The sequence below is a fragment of the Helicobacter enhydrae genome (genome assembly GCF_001693335.1).
GTDB classification, from domain to species: Bacteria; Campylobacterota; Campylobacteria; order Campylobacterales; family Helicobacteraceae; genus Helicobacter_G; species Helicobacter_G enhydrae.
The window spans coordinates 1,532,490-1,548,159 of record NZ_CP016503.1; the positions used below are offsets into that span (position 1 = coordinate 1,532,490).

At 42.8% G+C, this 15,670-nt stretch carries 6 protein-coding genes; 3 read left to right on the forward strand and 3 right to left on the reverse strand.

Translation table 11 applies throughout. The features are described from left to right. Positions 1-5: 5 nt before the first annotated feature. From BBW65_RS07450 to BBW65_RS07460, 3 genes are all read left to right on the forward strand, one after another. Positions 6-764 (forward strand): efflux RND transporter periplasmic adaptor subunit, encoded by a 759-nt coding sequence (locus BBW65_RS07450; protein WP_233702032.1) that lies wholly within the window; start codon positions 6-8, stop codon positions 762-764. Next, positions 764-3,811: an efflux RND transporter permease subunit gene (locus tag BBW65_RS07455; RefSeq protein ID WP_066341602.1), complete on the forward strand. Its 3,048-nt coding sequence runs from the start codon at positions 764-766 to the stop codon at positions 3,809-3,811. Before BBW65_RS07450 ends, BBW65_RS07455 begins: the two co-directional genes overlap by 1 nt. Before the next feature lie 157 nt (positions 3,812-3,968). Beyond that, positions 3,969-8,921 carry an autotransporter outer membrane beta-barrel domain-containing protein gene (locus tag BBW65_RS07460; protein ID WP_066341604.1) on the forward strand — a complete coding sequence of 1,651 codons (4,953 nt, stop codon included), beginning with the start codon at positions 3,969-3,971 and terminating at the stop codon, positions 8,919-8,921. Between the two features lie 1,209 nt (positions 8,922-10,130). Here the strand turns inward: BBW65_RS07460 and BBW65_RS07475 are convergent. The 3 genes from BBW65_RS07475 to BBW65_RS07485 are packed head-to-tail and all read right to left on the reverse strand — an operon-like array spanning position 10,131 to position 15,585. After that, on the reverse strand, positions 10,131-13,640 hold the full coding sequence (locus BBW65_RS07475) for an acyl-[ACP]--phospholipid O-acyltransferase (protein WP_407645236.1): 3,510 nt from the start codon (positions 13,638-13,640) through the stop codon (positions 10,131-10,133). A 53-nt stretch (positions 13,641-13,693) separates the two neighbouring features. Next, positions 13,694-14,794 carry a 1-deoxy-D-xylulose-5-phosphate reductoisomerase gene (dxr, locus tag BBW65_RS07480; RefSeq protein WP_066341611.1) on the reverse strand — a complete coding sequence of 367 codons (1,101 nt, stop codon included), beginning with the start codon at positions 14,792-14,794 and terminating at the stop codon, positions 13,694-13,696. Beyond that, positions 14,794-15,585, reverse strand: coding sequence for a phosphatidate cytidylyltransferase (locus BBW65_RS07485; RefSeq protein ID WP_066341612.1), 792 nt, complete (start codon positions 15,583-15,585; stop codon positions 14,794-14,796). The genes dxr and BBW65_RS07485 overlap by 1 nt, the downstream gene beginning before the upstream one ends. Positions 15,586-15,670 lie beyond the last annotated feature (85 nt).

The following is a 15,670-nucleotide window of genomic DNA, read 5'->3' on the forward strand; positions in this document are numbered from 1 at the left end:
AGAGAGTGATGAAAAAATGGTTTGTTGGCATTTGTTTGTGTGCATTGACTTTGTTTGCAGAAACGACACAGGCTCCACAGGGGGAGAAGGTGTATGCGATTTTCAATATAGAAGCCTTGCAAGATTCTAATCTAATGCTTGATAGTTCAGGGATTGTGGCACAAATCCTTACAGAAGTGGGCGATGAAGTCAAGAGGGGAGATGTCCTGCTTTTGCTCTCCAACAAAGACAAAGAGGCAAATATAAAAGTGCAGGAGGCTCAAAGCAAAGCAATCGAGCAGCAATATCTCTTTGCCAAAAAACAATACGAGCGTTATAGTAAAACGCGTGGGGCGGTGGATAGAAATACACTAGATAAATACTATTTTGATTACAAGAATCTAGAAAGCTCACTTTTGCAATCGCGTTTCAATGTGACATTGCAAAAAGAACTTCTCAACAAAACCATCCTCAAAGCCCCATTTGATGGCATTATCGCCTCTAGAGAAATACAATTAGGAGATGGTGTCAGTGCCAACAATACAATCTTGTTCCGCTTGATTAGCAAAAATGTCAAAATGATTTTGGAATTTGATGTGAAGTATTATGACTTGGTCAAAGAGGGGGATACATTTGAGTTTATGTGGAGAGGTCAAACAAGGACAGCAGTCATCAGCAAAATCTATCCGACAGCCGATGAAAAAACGCGAAAAGTCAAGGCAGAGGCTTTGGTAGATGGGTTGATTGCAGGAACTTTTGGTGATGGATTTATAAGGACCAAATAATGTATAAGTTTGCCATTAGTCGCCCAATCACAACTTTGATGTTTGCTTTGGGCGTTATATTTTTTGGTGTTTTGGCACTCAAAAAAATGCCTGTAGCACTTTATCCAGATATTGATTTCCCAATCGTTAGGATTATGACAACTTATGTGGGTGCAGGTCCTGAGACGATTGAGACAAAAGTAACAGACAAAATCGAAGAAGCAGTGATGGGGATTGATGGGGTGGATAAAGTCACTTCTACTAGCACACGCAATGTGAGCGTGGTGGTCGTGAAATTCAAGCTTGAAAAACCCATCGATGAAGCCGTGAATGATGTGCGAGACAAGGTTTCCTCTGTCAAGTTTGATAGTGGTGTAGATTCTCCAACCGTGGATAAAGCCGACACAAGCGGGACACCTGTCATCACGCTTTTTGTGAGTAGCGACAAAGTTCCTGAATCAGAGTTGATGCGATATGTCAATGACAGAGTGAAGCCACTTTTGCAAAAAATATCAGGCGTGGGTTTGGTGGATCTCAAAGGCTATCGTGAGCGAGAAATCAAAGTATTCCCCGATATTACTTTGGTCAATAAATACGGAATCACCTATTCCTCTATCGCCAAAGCCCTCAAAGATGGCAATGTAGAAATCGATGGCGGCAAAATCATTGACAAAACCAACGAATGGTCAATCATCACTGACGCAAATTCACGCAATGTAGAGGACATTGGCAATATCCGTGTGGCTGAAGGCGTGATGCTCAAAGATATTGCAAAGATTGTAGATGGATTGTCCGAAGACACCAATTATGCGGCTTACAATGGTATCCCGGGGGTTATTGTGGATGTCCAAAAAATCGCAGGAGAAAACGACATCCAAATCGCAGATTCTGTGAAAAAGCTCATCCCTACAATCAAAGCACTTGGCAAAGATTATGAGATCAACATCGTCAATGACACGACAGAATATATCAAAGATTCTGTGTCTGATGTGCGATTTGACTTGTTACTTGGTGCGTGTTTGGCTGTGTTGATCGTGTTTTTGTTTTTGCGTAGTGCGACTATCACCCTTGTGTCTGCAATCAGTATCCCTGTGTCTGTGCTTGGGACTTTTGCCCTAGTGCATTTCGTGGGCTTCACGCTCAATATGATCACACTTCTAGCCATCACTTTGGCGATTGGGATCATCATCGATGATGCCATTGTCGTGATTGAAAATATCCACAAAAAGCTTGAAAAAGGGATAGGCAAACGCCAAGCAGCGTATGAGGGCGTGAATGAGATCGGGTTTGCTTTGGTGGCGATCTCTGCGATGTTGCTCTCTGTGTTTATCCCTGTGGGCAGTATGAGTGGGATCGTGGGACGCTTTTTCCAAAGCTTTGGTTTGACTATCGCTTTGGCAATTGGGCTTTCTTATATCGTCGTGATCACCGTGATTCCGATGGTGAGTGCTATCGTGGTGAGTGCAGATCATTCTAAGTTTTATCATTGGACACAGCCATTTTTTGCAAAGCTTGACCGCATTTATCTCAAAATGTTGGCGTTTGTTTTGAAGTATCGTTATTTGGTGATGGTGGCAATCGTTGGGGTGTTTGTCGGTTCTCTAGTTCTGCTCGGCAAAACAGGCGTGGAGTTTATGCTCAAAGAGGATAGAAGCAAATTCAATATTTACATTTCTACAGATCCGGGTATTAGCCTAGAGGAGATGAAAGCAAAAGTATTGGCACTACAAGAGATAGTCAATCAAGATACAGATGTGCGTTTCTCTACTGCTGAAATCGGATTTTCCAACAACAGACTCTACAAGGCACGAATGTATGTAGATCTCAAATCCAACAAAGAGAGGAAACGCAGTCAGTTTGAGATCGCCGATGAAGTAGTGAGTCATTTGAGGAAAAGCCCTTATGCCAAAGGTATGCGTATCAACTCAAGCGAAGTGAGCAACTTCGGTGGCGGGGATAACTCTCCTTATCAAGTGAGTGTGATGGGTGACACGCAAGAAGCGCTGCAAAAAAGTGCCGAAAAACTAGTCGCATTTTTGGCAAAAAATCCAAAAGTCAAAGGCATACACACGACTTGGACAGGAGAACAGCCAGAATACAAAATCAAAGTCAATCGTGCTTATCTCAATAAATATGGCATCACCTCTCAAGCAATCGGAAATGCTATCAGTTCAGCCTTTTCAGGTGAGGTTGCCGTCGCATATTACAAAGAAGACGGCAAAGAATATGACATCACCGTGCGTGTGCCAAATGCACAAAGAGTCTCAATCGATGATCTCAAAAAGATTCAGATCGAGAACAAAGACAAAGGATTGATGTTTTTGGATGGACTTGTAGAAATAATCCAGAGCCAATCTCCTTCAAGTATCGAGCGTTTTGATAGACAGAGAAATATCGTCGTGTATGCCAAACCCTCTCAAGACTTGAGTTTGAGTGCGATGATTGATGCGACCAAAAAATACGAAAACGAGTGGAAAGAACCGGGGGTGAATTGGAGGACTCAAGGAGATGCTGAAAACATGCAAGAAACCGTTGAAGCCTTTAGCGTCGCGATCATTACGGCATTTGTCTTGATTTATTTGATTTTGGCTGCATTGTATGAGAGCTTGGTGCAACCTATTATCATTATGATCACTTTGCCTTTAAGCTTTGCGGGTGCTTTTATCGCATTGTATCTTGTGGGACAGCCTTTGAGTATGTTCTCTTTTATGGGGTTGATGCTTTTGATGGGATTGGTGGGGAAAAACGCTACCTTGCTTATCGATGTGGCAAACGAGAAACGCGATGGGGGGATGCCTATCGATGAGTCTTTGATGACTGCAGGAGAGTTGCGTTTGCGTCCGATTCTGATGACAACGATTGCTATGGTGTTTGGAATGATACCCCTAGCGATTGCGACAGGAAGTGGCTCATCGATGAAATCCCCTCTTGGTATTTCAGTCATCGGAGGGCTTTTGTTTTCTATGCTTCTTTCTTTGCTTGTGGTTCCTGCGTTTTATCGCATTTTGGCTCCACTTGATACTTGGCTACATCGATTCTACAAACCCAAAGACACAGATGTATTGTGAGTTGGGGGAGGGGGGATAATACACAGGAGCACTTCGTAAAAACAAGCAAAATCATAAGGCTTCTTGCACAATCTCTCATTTTGGATATTTGGTAAATTTTTATTTAACTATTTTGGATATTTTGCAAATCCTAGATTTTTATCTAAAAGGAGGCAAAATGAAAACGACACAACGCAATCGTATAGACAAAAATCTTGTGCGGGGTGGAGCTTATAAACCCCTCATCGCCACTTCGTTGGCATTGGCTCTCAGTGTGAGTGTGGCAAGTGCGACAGATGCAAATTGTCCAAGTGGCAACACAAGTGCGATCTGTTACAAAACCAATGGAGCAGGCACTTTCACACAATCCACTATAACATTTGGAAAGACAGGAACAGCTTCTAGCGAATTCAATCAGCTTCAATTGAATGTTGCTTCTGTTGCTCAAACCATTAGCAACCTTACTTTTCAATTTAAACAAAGCGGAGGTAGAGGGAATCCAACCCAACCACAAGACAACACATCCACACTTTCTGTAAGTGGAAATGATGCTCAAATCAAACTCATCAATAAGGGTGATAAGGGACTCCAATTAGGAAATGGACAAGGCACTCTCACCATTGATTTTGGAGGATATTGGGAAGGAAGTCGCTCTCGCAAAGCCATTCTTAATTTTGAAGGCAAGACACCTGCAAATGGAGACACATCAGGAACTGCCCTCAAAGGCAACCTCAAGGTCTTAGCAGGTGGTTCATCGGGCAATGCAGTGGAGGCTACTTTCAATGGCGATATGGTGGGCAATATCAACATCTCATATCATTCTGTTGATGGCTATAATTTTTACTTTAACGATGTTGCAACCAATTTTACTTTCAAAAATGGAGCGAAACTCAAAGGAAATGTGGAGGCAAAGATAGCCAAAGGAGGGCAAAACTTCACTTTTGATAGTGGAGGCATTGAGGGGGATATCCAGTCTTATGGATTTAATGCGATAGGCAAAGACAAGGGTTCAGTCGCAAACAGAGGCGGTGACACCAATGTCAATATCACCTTCAAAGATTCAGGTGCAAGCATCAAAGCAGGAGGAAAAACTAGCAAGAGAGAGATTCTAGCTTCAGCTGGGTTTTTAAGCAATACACACAATGGTGCTTACAACAGAATCCTTTTCCGAAACGATGGGCAAATCGGAGAAAATGGAGGAGATAATAAGCGTATGAGTATCATTGCACACACAAGAGGTTGGAGACACCCTTCGGAAGCTAACAATTTCATTTTATTCCAAAAACAAGCCACTCTCTATCTTGATAAACTAGTGGTAGAACATTATGTTGCAAGTGATCGTCGCAATGTTATCAGTCTTGATTTTGAAAATGTAAATAGGACAGATAGCACCACAAACACCCTTGACATCACAAAAATCGAAGTCAGAGGACCTCAAGGGCGTAACTACATCGGCAAGGGGCTTTTGAAGTTTAATAATGGCGGTAGTGAAGCAAAAGATTTGGTAATAAATGTCGATGAAAACAAGCTCACGGATTCTAGCTATGCAAAAGCACATACCGCCAAAGGCAAACTCACTGCTCAAAGAATCACAACTACAGATGAAGGTGGTGGAACAAATGGAATCTTCATAGAAAATTTAGAAGTCACAGATGGAATCTTTTCAAAAGGTGGCTCTCAACGCAATATTGTCTTTGCCAATCATTTGACCATCAAAGGAGGGGTTTATTCACAGAATGGGGGAAGCAATATCATTTCTATCGGCAGTGGAAGTAATGGAAATGGTAAGAATTCCAACAAAATCGGTGGAAGTGGAATTGCCTATGATGGTCATACAATGAAGGATATCGGTCACACACGAAATGATATGGATCACTCTCTCTACACTGCAAGGGATGGAACCAATATCCTCAATCTTGAAGATTCTGCCACCCTCGATTTTGAGAAAAGAGTGCAACACACTTGGGACGCTATAAAAACAGAATTCAATCTCAATGGGACTAGCAATACCATTACCTTCAAAGGCACTGGCACAAATGGATCTGATGGCAATCAAATTAGCAATGTTGGATTAGAAGTCGGTGGAACAAGTGCAGCTAAACCCAAAGATGGAGTGATTTTCAATTTCAATGGCAATAATGGAACACTTGATCTTAAAAATAGCACTGGTGCTACTAGCGGAGAAGGATATATCGTCGTAGGACAAAATACAGGGGATAAAAATGCTAGATTGATTTTTAATGTCAATCAGAATGCAACGATTCGGGGAAATATCATTACTCAAGGTGGACAAAAACTTGATCAGCCAAACACCACAACTTTCAATATTGCCAATGGCAAAAGTGCAGAAGTGCAAGGAAATATCAAGAATCAAAAAGCCACTCAAGCAAGTAGTAGTTATGAAGCCACAGATTCTGCTCAAACCATTTTTAACTTCAGCACTTTAGCAGAGGATTCTGCAAGCTCTCGTGACGCAGTGGCAGGAACCACCCTCAAAATCAAAAACATTGAAAACACTTCAGGGGATATAGAATTCAACTTTAATGTGAATAATGCAAAGGTGGATAAAACAAGTGATGGAAATGATTCCAAAATCACCACCACCAACTCTGGAGCCACCACAACTTTCAATCTCAATAATGCCAATGCCACAATCACTCAAGCCATTGAAAGCACAAATGGAGGGCATACTTATCTCAATTTTAATAAAGCTGGTGAATCCATCCTCACCCTCACAGGTGGCATCACAGCAAAAGATGGTAGTAGTGGTGATGTTGGGGGCTTGACTTCCATTGTAGTGGGGGATACAGAGTCTCCAGAGCAATCTGTTAATGCAATCATCAAAGGAAATGTTACAACGCAAGGGCACGGAAGCACAACCATTACTTTCAATAGTAAAGATTCAAGCTTGACTATCAAAAATGCAACTGATAACCAAGAAACAAACATCGTTCACACTGCAGGCACACTTGAAATCGACTTCCATAGCCAAAATGGAACTTTTAAAAACAAAGTTACAACAAATAATGCAGGAACAACAAAGATTCAAGTCACTGCAGGACAAGGAGAAAAAGGCAATAGTGGAATCTTTGAAAAAGAGATTCAAACAACCCCAAATAGTGCCGGAAGTGGTGCTACTCCAAAAACTGAAATTCTTTTGGGAGGCACAGCAGGAGAACAAGGACAAACAAATGGCAAAGCCACCCTTACACTCCAAGGTGCGACTAACACTATCACTACACTTACTGCCAACGCCACAGAATCCACTCTCAATCTTACAAAAGGGACTGCTACTATCACAACCACAGAGATTGGAAATGGAAGCACTCTCAATCTCCAAGCCCCAAATGGCAAAATCAAAACAGACACCCTCAAGCTTAGTGCCAATGCCACATCTGCCACCCTCAATCTCTCAAGCAATGCAGAGACTAATCTAGGGACAACCCACAACTTCAACCTCCTCACGATTGGAACAAGTGGCGGAACAACTGCTGGCACAGGACTCACTGCCAATAACCTCACCTTTGTTGTCTCTGTGGATACTCAAGCGACTCAAGGTGACACCAAAAGCACAATCGGAGGAGTGGCTACAAAATCAGATGGCACCTACGGACACGCCTATTCCGATAGAATCATCGTGCATAATGTAGGAGACAATTCTCAAGCCAAATCCGCCAACCTTGCCGTTGCTATCGACCCTAGCCAAACTTCAAGCATCCACTACACAAAAGGCAAAGGCACAGAAGCATTAGACAACATTGCCGTTGCTACAATCAAAAACAAAAATGGCACAACTAGCACAACTGATCCCCTAGTCAATCTCACCTCTGTTGAAACAATCAATGGTGGAGAAAAGATTCAAGTCGAATTCGTCAAAGTAGCCACAGATGCAAATGGCAAAGTCAATGGGGCAAATGGCAAAGTTGATAGCACTGCTAGCAACAATACCTACACCACCTACTTCCTAGGCAAAGCAATCAGTCTAGGAGTGGATAACACCACCCAACAAGCTCTCACTTCTGCTCTCTCTATCAATTATGATTTATACATTGCAAACCTCAATTCTCTTAACAAACGAATGGGAGAACTTAGAGACAATCCTTACACTCAAGGAGTATGGGCTAGAGTGTTTGGAGGACTCCAAGAATCTAACTTTGGATTGGGAGCACGCACAAGCTATGTGACTGCTCAAGGAGGATATGATTATGCACTAGAAACAGAGGGTGCCAAAAACTACATAGGACTTGCATTCTCTTATATGCACTCTAAGGGTGAGAGCAACAAAGCCACTCAAGCTAGCAATGCAATCAATGTGAGTGGTATCAATACTATCTATCTCTCCAATATCCAATCAAGTGGATATGAAATTGCTCTTTATAATTCTTATGTGAGCAATGTAGGTCTTTATAATGACACAATTGCTAAACTCAGCTATATCACTTCTGATTTTTCTTTGAGCAATAGTAGTGATCACAACAACACTGCAAACAATCTAGGATTCACTCTCTCCAATGAAGTGGGTTATCGTTTCATTCTAGGAGAACAACAAGATTATTTCATTGATCCACAATTAGAGTTAAGCTTAGGTTATCTCAATCAATCTGACTTCACCACCAAGATGAAAACTAGAAGTGGTAAAGGTAATCAACTCAAAGCACTCCAAGAGAGTGTGTTTTTGGCTAGAACTAGACTAGGAGCTAGTTTTGGTAAAAAGATTGTAGAACAAGACAAAAACATCTCTCTTTATGTTGGAACATTCTATGAATATGATCTTGTCACAGGAGGATCTAATAAACTCACTACAAGCACAACAAAAGCTTACAATCCTGAGTTTGCTTCCAATGGTAGAGTGGTTTTAAATGTAGGAAGCAATCTAGAGCTTAATCAATCCACTAGAGTCTATGTGGATGTAGAGAAAAGCTTTGGAGACAAACTAAGGACACAACTCCAATTCAATCTAGGAGCTAGATATAGCTTTGGAGAAAAAACAAGCATTGAGAATGCAAAAGCACAAACCACTGCTCCTTTGAGAGTAGGAAATACTCCTACAGAGGAAACAGAAAAAGCTCAAATAGTTCCTACTACCCCCAACAAAGCCAAAGACACAGGGACAAAGGCGACTAATCAGTAGTGGGATACTAAAGGGGGGAGGGGGTAATTATAAAAGCAAAGGGGCTAAAGGGGAGATAGGAGATCATCATTCCTTGCAAGAAGTATCGAGCCTTTGGTGGGGCATTTGGTGTCAAATGCCCCTTAGAATGCTCCTACAGACAAATTGTGCTGTTGTTTTCATTTAGATTCTTTAGAATCTCCTTCCTGCCTATTGTCCGATAGGCAGGGGTGTTTTACAAAACTCAATACTTAACCCCCCAACACCAAACAAAACCAAAAAACACAAAACCTCACTATTTCAAACAATCACGGCAAACCGCTTCCCAAACCAAGCTTGTAGAACCAAAAAGGATTCTGAAATTGCCAAAGAGTAGAGTTCCTCTAAACCAATCCCAAAAACAAAACTTGGAGATTTGGCAAATTGATTCCTTTGTTTGAGATTGGTTTCGCAGAAGCACACTTTCTGGTTTCCAAATCCCACTTTGCTTTTTTCTATAAGGGGGACAAGGGGGTTTATTGCGAGGCACCCCCCTTATCCTCCTTAAAATCCCCCAAACCCCTGCCCGCTTTTTGTGTGTTACCCACATTAATTTGACTTTGTTTTGATTCTTTGGTGTTTTAGATTTGAATCTTGATTTTTAGAATCTCTTTGCAAACTATCAAAAACTCCAAAAAACACAAAACCCTCACTATTTCAATATAAGCACAAACAACTGCTAACCAAACAAACCTTTGTAGAACCCAAAGGATGCCAAGTCAATGTAATCTTGAACGAGCCTTGCTAATGCAATGCTGGGGTTATGGGGGTTGTTAAGGGGGATAAGGGGAACGCTTGCTATAAGTTCCCCTTGCCCCCCTTAAGAAAAACTCCAAGCCAAGCTTGAAAAACTAGAAAATATGCTTTTGCAAAACCAAGCAAAAAAGAGAATCCAATCGATTCTAGAATCACCAAAGAGCATACCCCCCACAAGCCAACTTTGAAATAAACCTCAAGCCAAGCTTGAGAAACTAGAAAATATGCTTTTGCCAAAGCAATCCCAAAAATAAAACCACAATAGATTCTAGAATCACCCCAACACCACCCTTTTGCCAAAGCACCTTAGAAAAGCAGTTTCAATCCCCCCATCCCCCCACAAAAAAGATTCCAAAAAACACGCAAGTTTGATAAACCTTGTGAGCTGTGTGCTACAAACGAGCGAGAGGATCAAGTCTCTAAACTGCTTTTGTGTTATTTTGATGATTCTCTAGCACGCAGGGCAATGTCCTTTGCCCCTTTGAAATCTGTTTTGCCCGATCCAAGCAGCGGGATCGTCTCGACAAGAAAATATTGACTTGGCTTGTAGAGTGCGGGAATAGAGGAGGCTTTGATATGTTGTATCGCTTCTTGATAGGTTGCCTCATCTTGCGTTTGTATCAACAAAACCACAGCCTCGCCCTTTTTGGAATCATCAAGTGCGATTGCAAGGACTCTAGTTTGGGCAAACCGCTCATAGGGTGCCAACAATACACTGATTTCCTCTTCGATTCTGCCTAGACTCACCATCTCGCCACCGATTTTTGCAAAGCGTGAGTAGCGATCTGTGATGTAGAGGAAACCATCGCAATCGATGTGCCCTTTGTCCCCTGTTTTATACCAACGGATTCCATCAAGTTGCACAATCACTTCATCGGTTTTTTGTGGGTCGTTGAGATAGCCCACCATCACTTGATGCCCTCCCACCAAGATCAGTCCGTCCTCTCCGTGTTTGAGGGCTTCAAGCGTGTGAGGATCGACGATGCGAATCGTAGTGCCCGGTAGTGGCATACCCACGCTTCCTTGTTTGCTTGCTGTGTGGAGGTGCCAACTTTGTGCGTCAAATTTGTTGGGCAGATTGACACTCACCACAGGGGTGGTTTCTGTCGCACCATAGCCCTCCAAAATCGGAATATGGAATTTGCTCTCAAAATGTTTGCGTATTTCTTCTTTGAGTTTTTCTGCTCCTGAAACAACGACGCGTAAGGTCTCAAACATCGCTGATTCTACTTTGGGCGAACGGGTGTAGATGTTGAGAAATGTTGAAGTGCCACACATGATCGTAACTTCGTTTTTGGCAATAGCTTTGGCGATACCGAGTGCGTCTGTCGGATCGGGGTGTGTGATGCTTGGGATACCTGTCAAAAGGGGTAGAAATGTAGTCACGGTCAAACCAAAGGCGTGGAATGGAGGGAGCGAAGAGAGGATCGCATCATCATCTTGAACGCACAAAACATCAGAGATTTGATGGATGTTGCTCATAATGTTGAGATGGTTGAGCATAACGCCTTTGGGTGTCCCCTCACTCCCACTACTGAAAAGAATTGTAGCGACAGAATCGATGTCATTTTCTGGTGAAAAATATCGTTTGAGGAGCACACTAGGCGTGAGGGTCACGGCAAGTAGATAGCCCAAGATCTTGAGTTTTTGGCTTTTGAACTCTTGGGCTAAGTCTTCCATATAGATGAGTGTGGCATCGCCAAAATCAAATATGATGCCTTTGTCGCTTAGTTTGTCCAAAAATGTTTTGGAGGTGAATATTTTGCGGATAGAGGAGGCTTCAATCGCGAGTGCAACGGATTTGGCTCCTGATGTGAAGTTGAGATTGACAGACACTTTTGAAGCCAACAAGATCGCGAGATTGCAGAGCGTGGAGGCAAAAGAAGCAGGGAGTAGTATCCCGATACATTCGCTTCGTGGTGCAAATGCGGTGCTTGAGGGTTTGGGGGATTTGTCTGTGTGTGTGCGTAAGCGTTGTGCGAGAAGCAATGTGAGGGCAAGAAGTTTGCGATAGCTGTATTCTCCGCTGATACTATCTACAATTGCGATTTTGTCTAGATTGGCTTTGGCAGTATTGATCCAAGAATGCCCAAGTGTTGGCATACGCTTACAATGACTTCTCCAAGCTTGGAAGGAGAGATCAAAGATGATACTTTTGAGCTTTTCTTTGGGGGTGTGGAGATATACAGATTCTCCAAAAGCGATAGTGATATTGCGTTTGGAAAAAAAGGAATGATTGCGTGCTTGAAACTGCTCACTAGACCTTGAGAAGCTACTCCCCCATAACCCACGAATATAAAACGGGATGATCGAAGCTAGATCGGGATTGAGCGATTGACAAATTGTCTCATAGCTTTCTTTGAACTCATTGAGATGTCCGTGCTTTGATACGCTTCCTTCAGGGAAAAGGCAGACAATCTCTCCGTTTTCTAGATATTGATTGATTTTGGCTGCCACAGATTCTTCTTGTGAGGGGGTGATGGCGATGATACCAAACCGATCTAGGAACCATTTGATATACCATTTGGAATAGACATTATGCTCCATTGCGAAATACACTCTGCGTGGTATTGCCATTTGCACAATCGCCCAATCGATAAATGATAAATGATTGCCTAGCAAAAGTGCACCACCTTGTGTGGGGATATGCTCAAAGCCCTCAACCATCAGGCGATAGCGTTGATTGAAAGCTAGAGTGACCAATAATCGCACCAACAAAAAAGGCATTTGCACAAGGAGATAAGCTCCATTCCAAAGTATCAAAACACAAGCGATACCAAAAGCCCAGATTGGATTGATTTGAAATACAGAAAACACAATTGCCATCACAAAACAAGCAAACAATGCCAATGCACAGAAAAATAATGCAGTGGCAAGTGTGTTCCCAAGATGTTTGGCGTGGGTTTGGAATTGGATCAATGCGGTTAAGGGTATAACAAATAACCCAAAGCCCACGCCTAGCAAAAGATAGAGCCATAGCGGGGATTGGGTATCAAAGATGAGGAACAATAGACTACTGAGTGCGGTGAGAAGCAATCCAAATGGCACCAACCCCAACTCAAGATAATGCCTTGAAAAACTATAAACAACATAATAGCCGATACAGATTCCCGTGCCAATCAAGCTTAGAGGCAATGAGCTCACTGCCTCAAGGCTAAACGATAAAGAATTGGTAGAAAAAACAATATAAATCTGCAGGGCAAAGCAATACACCGCTAGGCTGATCAGTGGAGCCCAAATCGTTTTTTGGCTCATCATATTGGCTAGACGCGTTTTAAACATCGTGCCTTGCATATAGGCTCCAAGATCAAAATGGCTTGTTTGCTCAATCGCTTGAAAAATGGGCAAAGCGTAGGTGAGAAGCACTTCCAAACTTGCCAATGCAATCAGCAAAAACCCCACTGCAGAAATGGATTGCAATGCTTGAGCCTGATTGTCTGTGTTGTCAAACAAAAGATGAAAAAGCACAGAAAACAACAAAAACGCTAGAAAAACCCCAAAAATGTTTGCGGCATTGATGCAACTATTGGCTTGTCCGAGATTTGTGTTGCCCACTAGTTCTTTGATGTAACCCAATTTGGCAGGTAGAAAAAATGCAGATTGAATCGCAAAAAGAAAAGTCAAACAAAAAGCCAACCAAAAACTGCCATTGTAATAGCATAGCGTGGTGAGAATGCTTAGGCACAAAAGAGCCAAAGAAGAATATATGATGACTTTTGCTTTGGCGCGCGTGTCGGTCACAAAGCTTGATAGACTAGAGAAGAGCAAAAAAGGAAGGATGGCAAGAATCCCAAGAGCGATAGGAAGATAGCTATCGCCCACAAAGAGCTGGTAGATGGTGTTTGCCAAAATAACGATGTGCCCATAATGGATCAAAGTGTTCAAAAATCCAATGAGCAAAAAAGAAAAAAACCCTTTGATCTTGAGTAAGTCCTGCATTCCTATCCTTTGTTGATGAGTTTTTGCATTGTAACAGAAAAGATGCGCGATGGATGATGTTAGGTGTGCGTGGCAATCGCTGATCGCGTATAGAGACGAATCTCTTGATCAAACTCTTTGATCTCTTGGATGGAGGCAAGAGAGGGGAGGGTGTCGAAGCGATTGAAAGCAAGCAAAACCAAATCAAGCATTTTTCCAAAGTTGTATTTGCCTTGCAAAAACCCATCTACCGCGACTTCATTGCTTGCATTGAGGATGATGCCGAGTTTGGGTTGTGCTAGAAGATGTGTTTTGAGTTGCCAGAGTGGATAGCGTTGCGGATCGATGGTCTCAAATCGGAAGCTTGGGCAGTCTTGCAAATCTAGCGTGGGGATGAAAGAGCGTTGCGCGGCTTGGAGGGGATCCAAAGCATAGGAGAGTGCAAGTTTCATATCAGGTTTGGCAAGGTGCAAACTGATTGAGCCATCGCAAAATGCAACCATTGCGTGGATGAGGGATTGGCGTTCGATCAGGGCGTCGATGTGTGGAGTGTGAAACAGATACGCCCCCTCAAGCAGTTCAAAAAGCTTGTTTGCCATACTTGCAGAATCGATAGTGATTTTTTGCCCCATTTTCCAATTTGGGTGCTTGAGGGCGTTTTGGGCGTTTTGGGTGGGGATGTGTTGGATAGGCGTGTCGCGAAACGCCCCGCCACTTGCGGTGATGTAGAGTTGTTTGAAGGGGTGGTTTTGGCACAAATGCCACAGGCTAAAATGCTCACTATCGACAGGGATGATCGCTTGGGTGTCGATGAGCCACCCCCCACTCACTAGACTTTCTTTGTTGGCAAGGGCAACGCGTTTCCCCAATGAGATCGCATGTAAAGTCGGCTCCAATCCCGCAAACCCCACAAGTGCATTGAGCACAAGGGAGCTATCTGATGCACTGATTGCTTCAATCATCCCCTCTTGCCCCCAAAACACTTTGGCTCCACAAGGATTGAGCTTGTCGATGTCTTTTTGGTCTGCGATGGCGACAAAGCGTGGTTGTAACTGCTTGATTTGCTGATTGAGGAGATCGATGTTTTTCCCTGCTACAAGGGTTTGTATGGGAATGTTTAGCTGTTGTGCGACTTCTATAGCACTACAACCAATAGAACCCGTGCTTCCTAAGAGAATCATTAACTGAATGGGAAAAGGAGGGAGAGTAGGCAATACATTGCAATTCCTCCAAACAAGATTCCATCAAATCTGTCCAAAACCCCGCCGTGTCCGGGCAAAAGATTGCCACTATCTTTGACTCCTGCCATCCGCTTGAGATAGCTCTCAAACAAATCTCCCATAATTGAGGTGATCGCGACAAACGCAGTGATCACAAGAGAGGAGATAAATCCACCGCTAGGTCCGATACCTAGCCAAAGCCCAAAACAAATGCCACAGAACAATCCTGAACCCACGCCCTCTAGCGTTTTGTTGGGTGAAGTTGGGCTAAGCGGAGTGTGTCCGATCAATTTCCCTCCGAAGTAGGCAGTTGTATCTGTGATAGCTACGGTGATAATAAGCCAAAGCAGACAAAAAATCCCCATTGTTCCCATTTGGGTATAAAGAGAGAACAAAACCAAAAAAGGAAGTGTGGGGTAGAGGAGTGGAAAAAGATATTTGGGAGAAAAAGATGTTTTGTAAGCGAGTATCCCTGCAACAAACGCTGCACCCATAAGACCGGATTGAACGGGATTGGAAGAGAAAAATGCAACAATCCAAATCAGCACTGCACTCAAATAAGCAAAAGGGCTAGGTTTGAGAGAAAATAGGCGTAGGGATTCGTGGAATGCGACGAGATAAAACACGCCCAAAGTCGCCCATATCAAAATAGGGTTGTGATAATAAAGAATGACTGCAAGTAGCAGTATCAATCCGACACCAGTGTAATAACGCTTGATTTCTTGTGGGTTGAAAATTTTTTGAAAATTCATCGTGACTCCAAAGCTTGTAGTGAAAATCTCTAATCATATCACAAAAATATCAAGGCTTCCAAATTTGTAGGGGTGCATTGTGTTT

Coding starts and splice junctions, on each gene's coding strand:
- BBW65_RS07460 (WP_066341604.1), top strand. CDS start 3,969: ATGAAAACGACACAACGCAATCGTATAGACAAAAATCTTGTGCGGGGT.
- dxr (WP_066341611.1), bottom strand. CDS start 14,794: ATGATTCTCTTAGGAAGCACGGGTTCTATTGGTTGTAGTGCTATAGAA.
- BBW65_RS07455 (WP_066341602.1), top strand. CDS start 764: ATGTATAAGTTTGCCATTAGTCGCCCAATCACAACTTTGATGTTTGCT.
- BBW65_RS07485 (WP_066341612.1), bottom strand. CDS start 15,585: ATGAATTTTCAAAAAATTTTCAACCCACAAGAAATCAAGCGTTATTAC.